We start from the raw sequence: 15,626 nt of genomic DNA, 5'->3' as shown, positions 1-15,626 counted from the left end.
CATTTTGAAAGGGAAGTTACATGGCTTCACGCGGCGTGAATAAAGTGATACTTATTGGGCGTTTGGGACAAGAACCTGAAGTGCGCTATCGGTCAGAGGGTGATGCAGTGGCGGTATTGTCACTGGCAACATCGGAAACCTGGCGGGACAGACAAACGGGTGAGCAGAAAGAGCGTACCGAATGGCATCGGGTGGTCATTTTCGGCAAACTGGCCGAAATTGCTGGTGAATATTTGAAAAAAGGCAGCCAAGTATATATTGAAGGTCAGTTGCGTACCCGTAAATGGTTTGATAAGACTAGCGGTCAGGACCGATACAGCACGGAGGTCGTGATCAATCAGCAGGGTACGATGCAGATGTTAGGGGGGCGTAGTCAAAGTGAGCCTTCCCGGTCAAGTGGTCGGGGACAATCGCAACCCTCTTCGTCAGCACCGACCCGAGGAAGTGAACCACTAATCGATTTTGATGATGACATTCCGTTCTGAGTGCGCCGTTTTGCTTTGTAAATCAAGTGTTTAAGGTTGCTTATGATCAAAAGTATAGGCTGTTGGAAAGCCTATTGCAAGCCTGACTTATCCTTGCTTAGTAATAAGCTTGAACCTTGAAAAAGGAAGGGGAGTGCAGCATGTCAGGGAAAAGGCTGGTGGCGGGGAAACTATCTACTTTGCGCCAGTCATTGCAAGTCCTATAAGGTTAAACCTGATTGGTTGAATCACAGTTCATAGTGGGTTTCGGGATATCTTTGACTCACGATAGTTTAGGAGTCTTACCAAAGTTTATGACAATTATAGCTAGAAGGTTGTCATATCCAACAACTTTGGCACCTGCTCGGTGAGAGTGGAAATTGGACGTAAGTGGAACCTAAGTAGGACGCATCTTGAATACAGAGAAATGCGGGATCATCTAAGTTGGTTTGAACTAAACAACCAATATGATGACAGAGTCTCCATAGTACCCAATGTAACTCTGTAATGGAGTAGCAATCGGTTTCAATCCGATCTGAAACCTAAGTATAAGTGATAGAGCAATTTATTTCGAAAGCTTAGATGTAGGGGGAAGGGAGACAGTTAGACACAATACTAATAGAAGCGAGGTTCGATAGTCAGTGCTATCAGCAAGAACACTCAAAGCTCTAAGTGGTATTAACAAAGCAAGTGTACAAGGACATAAGGTCAAGAAATTACACAAGTTAATGTGTAACAACCTTGATTTATGGGCAACGGCATATGCCAACATTTACTCTAATCGTGGTGCCATGACGAAAGGGGTGAATGATAATACGCTTGATGGAATGGGTAATGACAGAGTTCTAAACCTAGTCAGCCTCATTAAATCTTCGGATTACCGCCCCAAACCCTGTAGACGCACTTACATACCCAAGGATGCAAGGAAGCCTAATGGTAAGAAACGACCTCTTGGTATTCCTAGTGGTGATGATAAGTTAATTCAAGAAGTCATGAGAATGCTTCTAGAAGGAATTTACGAACCTGTCTTCAGTGATTGGAGTTATGGTTTTCGTAGAAATAGATCTTGTCATACAGCTCTAACTGAGATTCGTAACAGTTGGAAAGGAACCAAGTGGGTATGTGATGTAGACATAAAAGGTTTTTTCGACAACATTGACCATAACCTCTTGCTCAAATTCCTAGGTAAGAGGATATATGACAAAGCTTTTCTGGCACTGATTAAAAAGTTCTTGAAAGCTGGTTATATGGAAGATTGGCGTTACTTTGGCACCCACAGTGGAACACCACAAGGTGGAATTATTTCACCGATACTTGCCAATGTTTTCCTCCATGAACTTGATGAATTTATGAAATTGAAAATCAAAGAGTTCAGTAAAGGGGATAGAAGGAAGCCTAATCCAGAGTACAGAAGGATTCTACAGAATAGAGCAAACCGCATAAAGTGGATAAGACAAGGATATGGTGCATCTGGTTTTCCTGCTGACGAGCAGAAGCTTGAAAAATGGAAGCAAGAGGCAACTGAGCTAGAAGAAAAACTGGCAAATACGTCCAGTGTTCTGATGGCCGATCCTGACTTCAAACGGATGCGGTATGTCCGTTATGCCGATGACTTTCTAATCGGAATTATTGGCTCAAAAAATGAAGCAGTGCAAGGGATGAAAGAAGTCACTGAATTTGTGGAATCAGAGCTAAAACTTGAAGTTTCTAAAGAAAAATCAAGCATAGTAGATCCTAAGCAAGGTTTTGTCTTTCTCGGATATGAAGTTAAATGTCGTAGAGAAAACAAACGAGTTAAATGTGTTGTGGGACACAACTCGGATGGCAGTAAAACTCACGCTGTGAAGCGTACTATTACTGAACATATTCACCTTGGTGTACCAAGAGAGAAAATCCAAAGATTTTGCGCTCTTCGTGGCTATGGGGAATACGATTCACACAATGATAAGAGTAGTAGCAAGCCTGTAATGGCATTTTTATCTGATTACGAAATAATCAGCCAATACAATGCTGAAATGCGTGGCTTTGCAAACTACTATAACTTGTCGCCAGTTCTGTATCTCAAGAAATTACATTGGATATGGATGAATAGCTTATTCAAAACACTGGCAAATAAGCATCAGACATCAAGGACTAAGATTGCTAAGCGATTGAAGCAGCCCGATGGAAGATACGTTCATCGTGAGAGTCGTAACAATAAAGTCTACGAACTGGAAATTTTTCAGTTGAAAAACAGAAGTGTGTCGATGGCAGAGTTCGTTGATCCGTTACCGAATACATTTAAGTATACGTCCCGAACTGAACTGCTCGATAGAATGGCAGCCAGAAAATGTGAGTATTGTGGTATTCAATCTGGATATCTGGAAGTTCACCATGTGCGGAAACTAAAAGATATCAAGGGTGATACAGAGCCTTGGAAACGACTAATGATCTCTCGAAGAAGAAAGACTTTAGTTTTATGCAAAGACTGTCACATTGATTTACATCGTGGAAAGTTACCTGACTATCGTAACCTTGCTAAAGTCTAACGGAGAGCCGTATGCATAGAAATGTGCATGTACGGTTCGGTGGGGGGACAACGGCTAACCCTATCGGCAAAAATGTTTGAATAGGGCGCACGTGTTCTACCCAATAGTTCATCTAAGAGTGAAAGTGTAAAGAAATCAAATTAATGCCCTTATTTATAAGGGTTCAGATTATTAACAAAGTGCTGGTTTTTTATCCGGCACTTTGTTTTAATTAACCTGAGTTCTGGTTAAGCCGTCACTAATATGTCCATTTCTGAGCGGGAGATATTCAGTGACGGTTTGTTCTCTTTGAAACAATAAGCGATTAGCCCTCCTAACACATTCAACATGAATCCCTGTAGACTACGGTGTCGTGAGTGCTCTATCTGAGAAATATTCTTTAACTGAGCATGGATGGTTTCTATGATGAAACGTTTTGATAACATTACCTTATCCCACACTGAGAGCGCTTTGGCCTTCATGTTACTGCGCGTATCCGTTATCAATGTCACCCCTGTTGCGTTTAAATCATCAAACAGAGTCTGACTGATATATCCCTTGTCGCCGTAAAGCGTTCCTGTTAATCCCGTTGCTAACTCACGGACAGGCTCCCGATCATCGACATTACCCGGAGTGAGTTTAGCTGACACAATTTCTCCTTGATGATTGACTATCAGATGCAGCTTAAAACCGAAAAACCCTCCCATTGACCCTTTTCCTCGTTTCGCTATGCCGTCAAACACCTTATGGTGAGGGATACGAATGTTATGACAAACACGAATATTTGTGGAATCGACAAAAGCGAGTCCCGTGGGTTTCCCTTTCACCTGCGTCAAATAGCTACAAAGCGGTCCTAAAACTGAGGAAACGACGCCTAAGAACCGGGTATAGCTGAGCAGGGTGGGAAAGTCTTGTTGAGGGTATCGTCGGACTAATCCAAAGTAGAAATTTTTGAAATCGCGATAATGTGACATATGAAAAGCAATCACAATGGTCATAATCCCGCTGGCACTCATGCGACCATGACGTCTGCGCTGACGATGTCCTTCCTCGATACACTGTTGTTCCCAGAGTGGAATGAATACACGGCAAAAATCATCGACATCGCAGAAGAGTTCAACTAGTTTATCCATGCCTGTTCCTAAATAATGGCCGGCCTGCCATCGATCCGGTCATGCTGATTAAGATGATGTTACTGGGCTATTTATTTGGCATTCCCAGTGAACGCTGTCTTGTACAGGAAATTCAGGGGAATGTGGCTTACCGTTGGTTTCTGCGCCTCGGACTGACAGAGAAAGTGCCTGATGCTTCAACCCTGAGCCAAAACCGCCGCCGCCGTTTCAATCACAGCGAGGCCTTCCAGCAGATTTTTGATAATATTGTTGAGCAGGCCATCGCCAGAGGGCTGGTGGGGGACGGATACTCTATACTGACAGCACTCACCTGAAAGCCAGTGCCAATCCGCATAAATCCAGGAACGAACAACGTGCTGTACCCCCTGGCGCCTATTTTGACGCACTAGATAACGCTGTCAATGAAGACCGAGCCGCAGCCGGAAAAAAAGTCTGAAGCCAGCCCTTAAGGAACGGCAGAGAAAGACGAAGGTCAGTACCACTGATCCGGAAAGCGGATTTATGCACCGGACCAACAAACCCAGGGGATTCTTTTACCTTGACCACTGTACGGTGGATGGGCAAGTCGGGATTATCACCGATACTTATGCCACACCGGGCTATGTCCACGACAGCCAGCCTTTCATTGCACGGTTGAAGCGCCAGTTTAGCCGCTTCTGTCTCCACCTCCTTGCTGTTTACTGCAATCACTCCACATGTGTTCCATAGTCGGTCGTGCCAGCGAGGCTCATAAGCTGGCAGGTTGGGGTTCCGAAGTCAATCTATGACTACTGGTGTTGGCGGGATGCGATCTTCGCCACTTCCTATAATAGGCAGTTATTGTCTAATCTTCTTTAATTGCAACTTCGTTAACATCCTGCCCTTGTCGCTCTAGTAATTCCCACAAATCAGAAAAGAAAAAGTGATCAATGGTCTTAATATGCTGAGAAAGCAAAGCATCATCCGCCATATTAGGACGAATGTCGCAGTAATAAACTCCATCAAGTGGATTTAATTTGACCGTATACGCTTTGAAATGCCCTGGCAGGAACGTTGCGCTAACACCATATTCATTCTCACGTTTAGTTTTCTTGCGCTGTACGTCATTCAAGAAAATTGCAATATGCGGAAGCTTAGTATCAGTAAGACGGTTATAAAGAAATTTATCCATAAAGACTTTATCTATTCTGTCTTTACTTGATGTTTTAACAGAACCAATTATTTTCAGCTCATCATCTTTGCTCAATAACAAATCATGTTGATAGTTCGATTTGAAAAGTTCTGTTCCATCCACACCTTTGATAGGAACCTGCATAGTTCCAGAAACACAATCAACATTGAGCGAAACAATTAGCAATCTAATAAGTCTCTCGAACAGATCACCATTTACTTTTCTCGCTTGATTAGATTTACCAGCAGGCAGGCCATCCAAAGCGGCACCAACTGATTGTTGAAGTGTATAGATGGTGCGGATAAGGTTTTCGCGTAAGTAGCTAGATGGCTGTTGCCCATCGCGCAATTGCTCTAGCGTCAAACGGAATTGTGGCGCAGCTTGCGCAAAGCCTGCCGCATCATACATCAGCCTTGAATTTAGTGGGCGCGTTATATTGAAACTTCCATCCTGTTTGTACTGGAAAAATAGGTAGTGGCTCTCATTTTGAGAAACGATACGTGCCTGCAATCCTGTATCTACGTATTCCAAGTAACGAGAGCAAAAATCAATATAATCTTCGACGGTATGAAACCGTTCTTTGTCTGTGGCATGGTCAACTAACTTAGAAAGATTCATCGGATAGATTTCCTTCTTTCTGCTGTTTTTCTATCATGTTCTATCCACTCTTCCTTCGTCATACGTCGAACGCTTTCAAGCCGTTTTATCGCCCATTCGTTGTACAGTGGATCAAGGTCGCACGCCATCCACTGCCTGTTAAGCTGTTCTGCCACAACCGCTGTCGTTCCAGAACCGGAAAATGGATCAATCACTAGATCACCTTCATTTGATGAAGCCAGAACAAACTTGCGCACCAACTCTTCTGGCTTCTGAGTAGGATGTGGCGTTTTCTCCCCCATACCATTGCAAGTAGTCGGAATATCAAAAACATCCTTCGGTTTTGCCCCTTGAGGATGTGGAGTCCAATTATCACGTTTCTTGTTTGTACCTTTGCCATAGGCACTAGATTCCGCTTGTGGATGTGACGGGTACTTAAGTGTATGCGCCCCATACGGAGTACGAACATCGTCAATATTTAATTTAGCGGCATCAGACTTCCTAAAATGGATGATGCTCTCATGTGAACGCCCCCAATCACTACCTAAGTTGGCCTTATTTTTGTAATGCCAAATCAGCCAACGACAATGTTTGAAATATTTTGAAACTGGATGTTTAAGATCAGCTAGAGTTTCAGAAAACCCACATACATACAGTGACCCTGTAGGTTTCAAAATACGAGAAGCCTGTTTGATCCATTTGATGGACCATTCAATGTATTTTTCTTGGCTCTCGAAATTATCCCAATCTGCCTTTTTGATGTTGTATGGTGGATCAGCAAAAATAAGATCAACACTGGCATCATTGAAAGATTCAAGCCAAGCAAATGAGTTACCTTGATACAAACGTCCATTGGGACACTCATATTGGAGCCGAAATCCTTTAGTTTCAGTTACTGGCTTAAAATCTCGTCCATTCTCAACAGGACAAGCTTCTGTTGGAATAACTGCTAAATTAAGACTTCTATCTGCGCCTTTACGCAGCTTTTCCGTTGTTCTGCCCATTACAAACACCCAACCTTTCAATTTTGTCTATTGCCACTTTAAGGTTCGAACACCATCTTTGGCATATGTTGATTTACCATAACACCCGTTGTATGAACGGCCTGAAACACCATCGGGGCGTTTTTAACCCCTGAGGCGTAAAAATCCTGTATTGTCCATAAAAATGTCCCAGAATGGGGGAGCGTGCACATTTACGCTAAAAGTCTCACCTTTATGAGATATGATATTGAATTATAGATAGAAACGCGTTCAGTTTTGGCTTCATTTTTTATATATCCTCGCATACCTTAGTAAAGCCATTTTTAGTCTCACTTATTGTTTATGATGCTATCAGGTATCATAACGCATTAGACACGATTTATGACACCTGTTTCCGTGCTGTCTTTTGGCTGGTATCAGATATCTTCAGATATGGGACAGTCAAAAATAGCTCCGGCTAGTATTCATAGAGAGAAGCATGTGCCTGTTGATTTGTCATCCTTAAACCACCTCCTAGGGAGGTAATGCTGTTCGGCTAAGGTTTCTTGTAATGGGTTGGATATTTTTCTGGTATATAAGGCACTGAACGCTCATAACTTTGGTGCTTTTTCTCTTTTGGTAGGATAAACATCTTTATATTCTCTTCATCTTTTTCAATCTGGGTGGCAATGTCCCACCATACTTAATTCACAATAACGAACTTATGATTCAATTAGGTTTAATGCTGCATAAAGCTTATCCTTGTGGTAATACTTCCGCTTCTTGGGCTATTGCTGACATTTCCTTACTTATTAAAATTATACGTAACCAGTATCCCCCATAACTCCTGTCTGATACCCGATGGGAAACGACTTCTTAGTGTAACTTCACTTCTGAGTTGCTGCCTTTTTCAATATACAGCGATATCCGGCGATTCAGCCTTATCTGCGTAGCTCTGGGTTTGCTCATAACTGGCAGGCAGATCCGTTCTGGCATTAATTTTTCACTCTGACGAATTGACTCATCTGACGCACTGACTTCGATTGGTGCGTTTTTTTTGATTTTGCAAAAAGAGTTCTGCATTGAGCTCAATCCCGGATCCTCGCACAGTAAGTCGCATTTAGGATCACTTGCATGGGAATGCTTATGAAAAATCCTGCTTTTTTCTCACTTAGTTGGTTGCCCGTCATGGTGCTGGCTGGGTGTACCGGACAAGCTCAGGAGACTACCGCGTCAGGTGTAAGTTTTCACCATTCTCATCAGGCACGTCCCGCTGTATCCGATATCTATCCTCTGACACCTGAAGTCACACGCTATGATCGCTATACCTTAGTGAGTGTAGGCAGTCAGGCAGCGCAACGCGAACCACTAAATCAGATCATCAATATCACCATGCCAGTACCGTTGGTACAACGCATTGGTGATGGATTGCGCTATTTGCTATTTGGAACCGGTTATTCGCTGTGTGATACCACCGCACCCCATTTCGTTAAATTGATAGGCCGGCCATTACCTGCTATTCAACGCAAAATTGGGCCGATACGGCTCAGTGAAGCGTTACAGATTGTTGCCGGGTCTGCATGGCGTATCCGGGTAGATGAGGTGAACCGTGAAGTGTGTTTTGTTTTACGTGATGAATATCGTCAATTTTCCGAGACAACTGTTGGCCGGGTGACACCGCCAAAAATGCGGGTGCCGGCACCTACATTGTCCAACAGCACATTAGCCACTCCGTTACCGGTGAAGCCACCGATAGCTGAAAGACCAAAAACTGATACCCCTAAAATTCCTGTGACAGGAGGAAAACCTACTGCCATTTCTTCTGTACTACCCACTCAGCCTGTTAAATCCCTACTCAGCGGTAGTACGCCAGTGACAACGGTACCGGTAGGAAACATCTGGCGTGCGGAAACAGGAACCACTTTACGTAGAACTTTGGAGCGGTGGGCCAACGCGATTGATTGTCCGGTAGGGGGACACTGGGTCGTGGTGTGGTCGTCACCGACGGATTACCGCATTGATGCACCGCTGACGTTCAAAGGCAACTTTGAGTCCTTGTTGGTACAAGTGTTTGATCTTTACCGCCAGGCTGAGAAGCCGTTGTTTGCCGAAGTCAGCCGCTTTCAGTGCCTGATTTCAGTCAGTGATAAACCCGTAACACGGTAAACCGTAATGGGGTACGTCATTAGTGCGTTTGCTTTGGTTTTTCTGTTGATTGCAGGTGGTATACAGCTGCGACAGGCAGAACAACTGCACGTCGATGGTGACAACGCAAGGGCTCGAATACTGGCAGACCACATGTTGCTGTTAGCCAGTGCCATTAATCACTGGCGTGGCGGCTCATCTAAAAATGACACGGTGGATCTCCGTAAGCTCATTCTGCCTTTTCAGCCTGATGCCCGTATCCGGCATGTTATCAGTCAAGGCCGGCTCTGGGTGTGGATGCCGGAAATACCCGGTCTTATAACTGCTCTGCGCGAACGCACTAAGGGGTTAATGTTGATTGGTGAAGTCCGGCAGGGACGGTTGTATGGCTTATCTGGTCAAGAGATAGGGCTCACTCTTCCTGACGGGATTAGCGATGGTGATGTGGTGTATTTCAACTGAAAAAGCGGACAGGATTTGATGAAAAATAAACTGTATTCACTCAGGCTTTGTACTTGCCTTGTTCCATTAGCGGCGGTAACAGGAATGGCGCTGATGTCCGGTTGCACCTTGCGGGCAGTGGATAATATGGCGCGTGAGGCCAGTATGCAAAGTCGAGTAGCACAACAGCATTTGCATCAACAGCATAGCCTGAAACAGCCAGTAGTAACCTGGGTAGATAAACCCTGGGTGAATCTGAAACCGGTAGTTCAGCCTGTCGCATCGGTAAAGTTGCCGACCTGTCAGATAACGATTAACAGTAAAGTTGGGCTGACATTACCGGAACTGGGGCAACGCATTACCCAACTTTGTGGTATTCGGGTCACAGTAACACCCGATGCTTTATCACGCGTATCAACGACTGCGGGTGGGTTGACACGCCAGATGCATGGGGCATTACCGGCACCTGATGATAAGGGACGTATGCCATTGGATTGGCTGGATGATCGCGATATACACTCAATTGATGCTGATGAGCGTCGAGAGCCAGAAGGACTCACGGGTCTCAATTGGCAAGGGGAGCTAACGGGGCTTTTAGACAATATTGCCAGCCGGTTAGGGATTGCATGGAAGATAGATAACAGGGCAGTCGTGTTTTATCGGTTTGAAACCCGGACATTTCAGTTGAATGTTCTCAACACCCGTACCAGTAGTAATGCCAGTGTTGCCTCAGGTTCAACCAGCAGTATGGGGACATCAGGGGGCAGTGGTAATGCCAACAATTCTGTTTCTGGGGATGCCAGTTCTTCACAGAAAACGACGGTTGATCTGAACAGTGATTTATATGAAGACATCCGTAAGACGGTAGAGAATATGCTGACGCCTGAGCGTGGTCGTTTTTGGTTGTCAAGCTCCAGTGGAACACTGATGGTAACAGACACACTGGCGGTGCTTGATTCGGTATCCCGTTATGTAGAAGAGCAAAATACTGTTCTCAACCGTCAGGTTTTGTTGAATGTTCAGGTGCTGAGTGTCAGCACTACCCGTAAAGAACAAATGGGACTGGACTGGGGATGGGTTTATAACTCATTGCATAGTCTGGGGGCTACGCTGTCTGGCAGTTTCGGTGGTATGGGCAGTGGGGCAACGTCTGCGGGGGTCAGTATTTTGGAAAGTGCAACAGGGAAGGCGGCAAAACTCTCGGGTTCCAGCCTGCTGATAAAGGCGTTGAGCGAGCAAGGTAATGTCAGTGTGGTGACCTCTCAAGGAAGTGCGACCACTAATTTGACCCCGATTCCGATACAGATGGCTGATCAAACGGTGTATGTGGCTCAAAGCAGTACAACGATTGCCGCAGATGTGGGCGCGACCACAGCTCTGACACCCGGGGTGATTACTACCGGGTTTAATATGACCTTATTGCCGTTGATACAGCGTAATGGTGATGTTCAGTTACAAGTGGCTTTTAACCTGTCTGATCCGCCGACTATCCGTTCATTCACATCTAAAGAAGGCAATTCTTATATCGAAATGCCGTATATCCGGCTACGTTCACTGAGCCAGAAAGTGAATCTACGGGCTGGACAGGCTCTGGTACTCACCGGATTTGAACAGGCTGATACACGGGCCACTAAGGCGGGCACCTTTACACCGGGTAATTTCCTGCTTGGGGGAGGACAGTCCGGAGAGAATAAGCGCAGTACGTTGGTGATTTTGATCACCCCCGTATTACTGGATTGAGGAATGAAAGGCTGCATGAATCAATGAAAAGCATCGATTTAGAAATATCCGGTGAGACACCCGAAGTCACGGTTGTACAGGCCGGACGCCATTGTTGGATCAGTGGTCTGCGTTGGTCGCCGTACATCAAGATGAAACGGGGACGCCGTAGAGGGCAACGTGTTCGTCCTCAATACACTGATGTACATCTGGTCGTGGGAAATCGAGCAGGGAGACGTCAGCAGACTACACGTATGATGGGAACGGGAATGATCAGGAAATTGTATTGCCGTCATACACAGTATTCTTTAGCCATCGCCTTTTTATCGCATTCCGGCCCAAACGGGTACGGGATTTACGATTTGGGCGAGGGGCAACGGTTATTTTTGGCGACGCAGAATGGTTTGCCGTCCGTAATGGCGGATATTGTCGGAACCCGCGAGAGTGCCAATGCAGCACTGTCCCGTTTTTTAACTTTTAACCCGGCTCCTAATAAAAGCTGGCGGGTAGTATCTGACCCTGATAATCCGGCGCACTGGCGCTCAATAACTTCTGCTTTGTCTGCTCATCAGTATCGGATGTGTCGCTTGCAACGGCGGTGGCGGTCACCATTATTGTTGATGGCCGTATTCATCTCTCTGTTGATAGTCGTAGGGGTGTTATTACCGTTAGGAAAATCTCCCGATGAGAGATTACCGATGACTGAAATTGTGCAGGTCAGGGCATCACAATTGTTTGAAGAAACGCCAAAACCTGTTGATTTACCTCATCCGTGGGCCGATAAGCCGTTGCTGCCCGCATTTTTGGCACGTTGTCTCATGATCAATCGGACGATTCCAGTGTTATTGGCGGGTTGGCGCTTGACGGCAGGTTCATGCCGAAAAGATGGCGTCCGTCTTCACTATGAGATTATGCCTGGCGGTACAGCGGCTCATTTTGTTCAGCGTGTACAGACTGTATTTAATCAGTCACCGGTTTTTGATCTGGTTCAGGGAGCAAAAGAAGGCCGGGTATTCCTGCCGTGGAAACCTTTGCCGGTTCGCGATGAAGCGGTGCCTGCGGTTTCAGTACAGTTGATGAAGATGGTTTCGAATTTCCAGCAATGGCAGATCCCCCTGATGTTAAATGAACTCACTCCAGCATCGGCATTACCGGGAGACGGGCAATCTATACCTTCCCAGGATTGGCGAGAATACCTCTTCAGCTTCAGTAGTCGGGTGATGCCAGCATGGCTATTTGCTGAACTGGATGAGACAGGGCTGCGACTGAACAGCGTCACGTTTACCCTGACCTCACAGGGACAGTTAACCTATCAGGCAGAGGGATACATTTATGCCCGGAAATAATATTGCCTTGTGTATCAGCTTGTTAAGTGGGCTAATTTTTATCAGTCCACCCGTTCGGTCAACAGAGGATAGCGCGCTTTCGGCAATGGGTATTATAGCGGCATCTGCGGGTGTGACTGTGGGACAGTTAGAACATTTACACGCGAAAAATCTGCTGCTGGAAGCTGAATTGCAGCGGGCAAAGTTACAACGCCAACTGGCAGAAAGTCAGCATTTGGGGTTGACGGGCAGTAATGATATTGATCTGCCGGTGACCGTATCACCTGTGGTAACTGCGGGACACTCTGTGACCCGTCCGGTGGTTCAGGAGATTTATGGTCGGGGAAATGCATTGCGGGCTAGCGTAAGTCTGCCGGGCCACGGTGTGATGGAATTAGCTGTCGGTGACGCAGTGCCTGGTACTCAGTTCAACGTTAAGGCGATCACGCTTTCTGCGGTCACGCTAAGTGATGATTCGGTACTCACGTTCTGAGAGAAGAAAGGGAATGAAAGAAAGTCTCCAGATTAATGATGCCGTGTTGCTGTTATGTGAAGAACAACAGGCTACGGTATTAATTGACAATAATCGTCGGGGTGATCCGCAGGTCCAGACTCGGGTCATGCAATTACTTGAAGCCACACCAGAGGCCGAAATTCGCTTTGTCAATTTGTCAGAATTGCAGGCAAACCGCCAGAAACAGCATCAGCGGACGAATGAACAGGGAGTTTGTCTGTCGGACTTAATTGATGTAAGTGAACGCCAGAAGCAGGTACTGACCTGTTTTGAACTGGCAAAAAAGCTGAATGCGTCAGATATTCATCTGACTATCAGTCCGGGGCTGACCCGAATTGAAATGCGTATTCACGGTGAGCTGGAAGTCGTCAATGAACTGTCGGAAGAGGAGGGAATGGCACTGGCATCTACGATCATCCTGTCAATGTGTGATGTCACTGAAACGCAATTTTTTCCAGGCCGTCAGCAGGACGGGAGGATTAAAGCGGATTTTCTGCGTCGGGTACATTTGTATGGTGCCCGGTACAGCCATATGCCAACAGCAGATGGGTTGTATGTTGTGATGCGTGTGATTGCCGATGATGGTGACAAAGTGCCTACACTGACACAATTAGGTTTTTTGCCGCAGCAAATCAAACTGGTTTCCCGTATTTTGTGACTGCCGGAGGGCCTGATTGTGCTATTGGGGCCAACCGGCTCCGGGAAGTCCACGACATTACGCACTTTTTGTCGCCAGTATCTTGACAGGACAAGGGGCAAAAAGCGGTTATTGACCGTTGAAGACCCACCGGAGGGGCGGATTGCTGGTGCTATTCAAACTCCCATCGTGTGTGACAAAAGTGATGAAGAGGCGGTCAGGCTTGCCTGGCACCGAGCGCTCACCTCTGCGCTGCGTCTTGATCCCGATGCCGTTATGCCAGGCGAAATGCGTGACCTGACCTCTATGTTAACGGCCATTTATGCTGCGCAAACTGGACATAGTGTCATGACGACTCTGCATACCAATAGTGCAGTCGGTATTCCTGAACGCATGATAACGATGGGGGTGAATGCAGGGCTGATTGCAGATGCACAACTGTTGATTGCGTTGATTAGTCAGCGTTTGGTACCGACATTATGTCCGCACTGTCGAGTACCTTGGGCACAGAAACAGGCTGTACTGGATGAGGAACAACGGGCTTATCTGATGCGTTATTGCCATGCTTCTGGTGTGTGTGGTGTGGAGAATTTATATTTTCGTCATCCTGAAGGATGTGAACATTGTTGCCAGACTATTGCCCTGAGCGGACGGGTTGTTAGCCGAGGAGTGACCGGTCGTAGTGTGGTGGCAGAAGTCATTAGGCCAGATGCCCGATTCTTTACCTTGTTGATGACTGAGGGAAAAGAGGCTGCGAGGCAACACTGGGTATCGAATTTGGGCGGGATTACTCGTCGTCAGCATTTACTGAATAAGCTGAATGCAGGGCTGATTGACCCATTGGAGGCAGACTTAGTTTGTCCGCTGGATGAGGATGATTATTTGCTGATGGAGCAGTGTGATGCGTGAAATGTCATGGGTCAGCCGTCTGCGCTATGTGTTAGTTCGCCACACTTTCTTACCGAGTTATCGCATCATTTTCTATGAGGCGTTGCGTTTTCTACTGGAAAACAAGATACCGTTATTGAAAGCATTGCGGCAGATACGTGATGTGTATACCCATTTCGATACCCATTGGCATCCATTTGCTGAACTCATTGACGATTGCATCTCGGCGCTCACTGATAACAGTCAAACTAATACCTTGGAACATGTGCTGGCTGCTTGGGGACCGGTAGAAGAGGCGGCGTTAATTAGTGCCGGTATGCGTAGCGGTCATTTGCCTGAAGCGTTGAGTCAGGCCATGACACTGATAGGTTGCCGTCAGCGTATTCTGATAGTGTCGCTCAGAATGATGATTTATCCCTTACTGTTAGTATTACTGATGACGGGATTACTGGTGATCACAGCAACAGAATTGGTACCAACGCTAAGAAGTATTTCAGATCCGGAAAACTGGCAGGGTGTGCTGGCATGGCTGAACGGGATGGCGACATTCTTTGAGAAGGCTTTCCTGTGGTGTGGTGTCTTACTGCTCTTTTTTATTGTGGGTGTGGTGTATTCGTTGCCGCGGTGGATCAATCGTCTGCGTCGCATAGCAGATCATCTTATCCCCTGGTCGGTCTATAGCGATATTCAGGGGGCTATTTTTTTACTGAATATGGCTTCCCTTTTACGTGCCCATGTTCAGACGCTGGATGCTTTAATTATCCTGCAACGCTTTGCATCTCCCTGGTTACAGATTCGTCTGGAATCTATTGCTGATTGTGTCCGTGAAGGGGATCACTTTGGCCGGGCATTGCATCACTGCGGCTATGGTTTTCCGTCAAAGGAAGCTGTTAATTTTCTGTCATTGCTGACGGAAGGTGATGGTACTCCGGACATTATTGGGCGCTATGGTGAGCGGTGGCTGGACCAAACAATCGCTCGGGTGAACAGGCGGGCCAATTTGGTCATGTTGAGTTCACTGTTGCTGGTTGTCGGGGCATTTATGTTGATCCTGCTGGCCGTCATGGAAATACAGAACATGGCTAACATCATGCAGTAGTACCCTTAAATTGAGCCTCCATTTTAACGATTTTCTCCATAAAGA

The 15,626-nt window shown here is 46.1% G+C and carries 12 protein-coding genes and 2 pseudogenes; 10 read left to right on the top strand and 4 right to left on the bottom strand.

Going from position 1 to position 15,626, the window contains the following annotated elements; all coding sequences use genetic code 11:
- Positions 1 to 20 precede the first annotated feature (20 nt).
- Positions 21 to 485 (top strand): single-stranded DNA-binding protein, encoded by a 465-nt coding sequence (ssb, locus tag TI10_RS16205; protein WP_049584439.1) that lies wholly within the window; start codon positions 21 to 23, stop codon positions 483 to 485.
- A 620-nt stretch (positions 486 to 1,105) separates the two neighbouring features.
- The gene (locus TI10_RS16200) at positions 1,106 to 2,992 is read left to right on the top strand and encodes a reverse transcriptase domain-containing protein (protein ID WP_049584438.1); all 1,887 of its coding nucleotides are present in this window, start codon (positions 1,106 to 1,108) and stop codon (positions 2,990 to 2,992) included.
- Between the two features lie 227 nt (positions 2,993 to 3,219).
- Here TI10_RS16200 and TI10_RS16195 read toward each other — a convergent pair whose 3' ends face one another.
- Positions 3,220 to 4,104: an IS982 family transposase gene (locus tag TI10_RS16195; protein ID WP_049584437.1), complete on the bottom strand. Its 885-nt coding sequence runs from the start codon at positions 4,102 to 4,104 to the stop codon at positions 3,220 to 3,222.
- 11 nt (positions 4,105 to 4,115) lie between these two features.
- On the opposite strand from TI10_RS16195, the pseudogene TI10_RS24620 reads away from it, so the two are divergent.
- A pseudogene (locus TI10_RS24620) lies at positions 4,116 to 4,782 on the top strand (transposase); the annotation flags it as partial.
- Between the two features lie 145 nt (positions 4,783 to 4,927).
- Here TI10_RS24620 and TI10_RS16185 read toward each other — a convergent pair.
- From TI10_RS16185 to TI10_RS16175, 3 genes are all read right to left on the bottom strand, one after another.
- Positions 4,928 to 5,872 carry a hypothetical protein gene (locus tag TI10_RS16185; RefSeq protein WP_049584436.1) on the bottom strand — a complete coding sequence of 315 codons (945 nt, stop codon included), beginning with the start codon at positions 5,870 to 5,872 and terminating at the stop codon, positions 4,928 to 4,930.
- Positions 5,869 to 6,855 carry a DNA-methyltransferase gene (locus TI10_RS16180; protein WP_080985081.1) on the bottom strand — a complete coding sequence of 329 codons (987 nt, stop codon included), beginning with the start codon at positions 6,853 to 6,855 and terminating at the stop codon, positions 5,869 to 5,871. Before TI10_RS16180 ends, TI10_RS16185 begins: the two co-directional genes overlap by 4 nt.
- Positions 6,856 to 7,689: 834 nt before the next feature.
- Positions 7,690 to 7,896, bottom strand: a complete 207-nt coding sequence (locus TI10_RS16175; protein WP_049584435.1) for a hypothetical protein — start codon at positions 7,894 to 7,896, stop codon at positions 7,690 to 7,692.
- Positions 7,897 to 7,959: 63 nt separating this feature from the next.
- On the opposite strand from TI10_RS16175, the gene pilL2 reads away from it, so the two are divergent.
- From pilL2 to TI10_RS16140, 7 genes and pseudogenes are all read left to right on the top strand, one after another.
- Entirely contained in the window at positions 7,960 to 8,979 is a 1,020-nt protein-coding gene (pilL2, locus tag TI10_RS16170; RefSeq protein WP_074525052.1) for a PFGI-1 class ICE element type IV pilus protein PilL2, read from the top strand.
- A gap of 6 nt (positions 8,980 to 8,985) precedes the next feature.
- On the top strand, positions 8,986 to 9,420 hold the full coding sequence (gene pilM / locus TI10_RS16165) for a type IV pilus biogenesis protein PilM (protein ID WP_049584433.1): 435 nt from the start codon (positions 8,986 to 8,988) through the stop codon (positions 9,418 to 9,420).
- Between the two features lie 18 nt (positions 9,421 to 9,438).
- Positions 9,439 to 11,139, top strand: a complete 1,701-nt coding sequence (pilN, locus tag TI10_RS16160) for a PilN family type IVB pilus formation outer membrane protein (RefSeq protein ID WP_080985080.1) — start codon at positions 9,439 to 9,441, stop codon at positions 11,137 to 11,139.
- Positions 11,140 to 11,162: 23 nt separating this feature from the next.
- Positions 11,163 to 12,464, top strand: coding sequence for a type 4b pilus protein PilO2 (gene pilO2, locus TI10_RS16155; protein WP_049584431.1), 1,302 nt, complete (start codon positions 11,163 to 11,165; stop codon positions 12,462 to 12,464).
- Positions 12,451 to 12,936, top strand: a complete 486-nt coding sequence (pilP, locus tag TI10_RS16150) for a type IV pilus biogenesis protein PilP (RefSeq protein ID WP_049584430.1) — start codon at positions 12,451 to 12,453, stop codon at positions 12,934 to 12,936. The genes pilO2 and pilP overlap by 14 nt, the downstream gene beginning before the upstream one ends.
- A gap of 13 nt (positions 12,937 to 12,949) precedes the next feature.
- Positions 12,950 to 14,503: pseudogene (locus tag TI10_RS16145) on the top strand (GspE/PulE family protein).
- Positions 14,496 to 15,581, top strand: a complete 1,086-nt coding sequence (locus TI10_RS16140) for a type II secretion system F family protein (protein ID WP_049584429.1) — start codon at positions 14,496 to 14,498, stop codon at positions 15,579 to 15,581. The pseudogene TI10_RS16145 and the gene TI10_RS16140 overlap by 8 nt, the downstream one beginning before the upstream one ends.
- The last annotated feature ends 45 nt before the right edge of the window (positions 15,582 to 15,626 follow it).

The sequence above is a fragment of the Photorhabdus luminescens subsp. luminescens genome, assembly GCF_001083805.1.
Classification (GTDB): Bacteria; Pseudomonadota; Gammaproteobacteria; order Enterobacterales; family Enterobacteriaceae; genus Photorhabdus; species Photorhabdus luminescens.
Note: the sequence above shows the minus strand (reverse complement) of the source record. Positions and strands in the feature narration are given on the sequence as shown.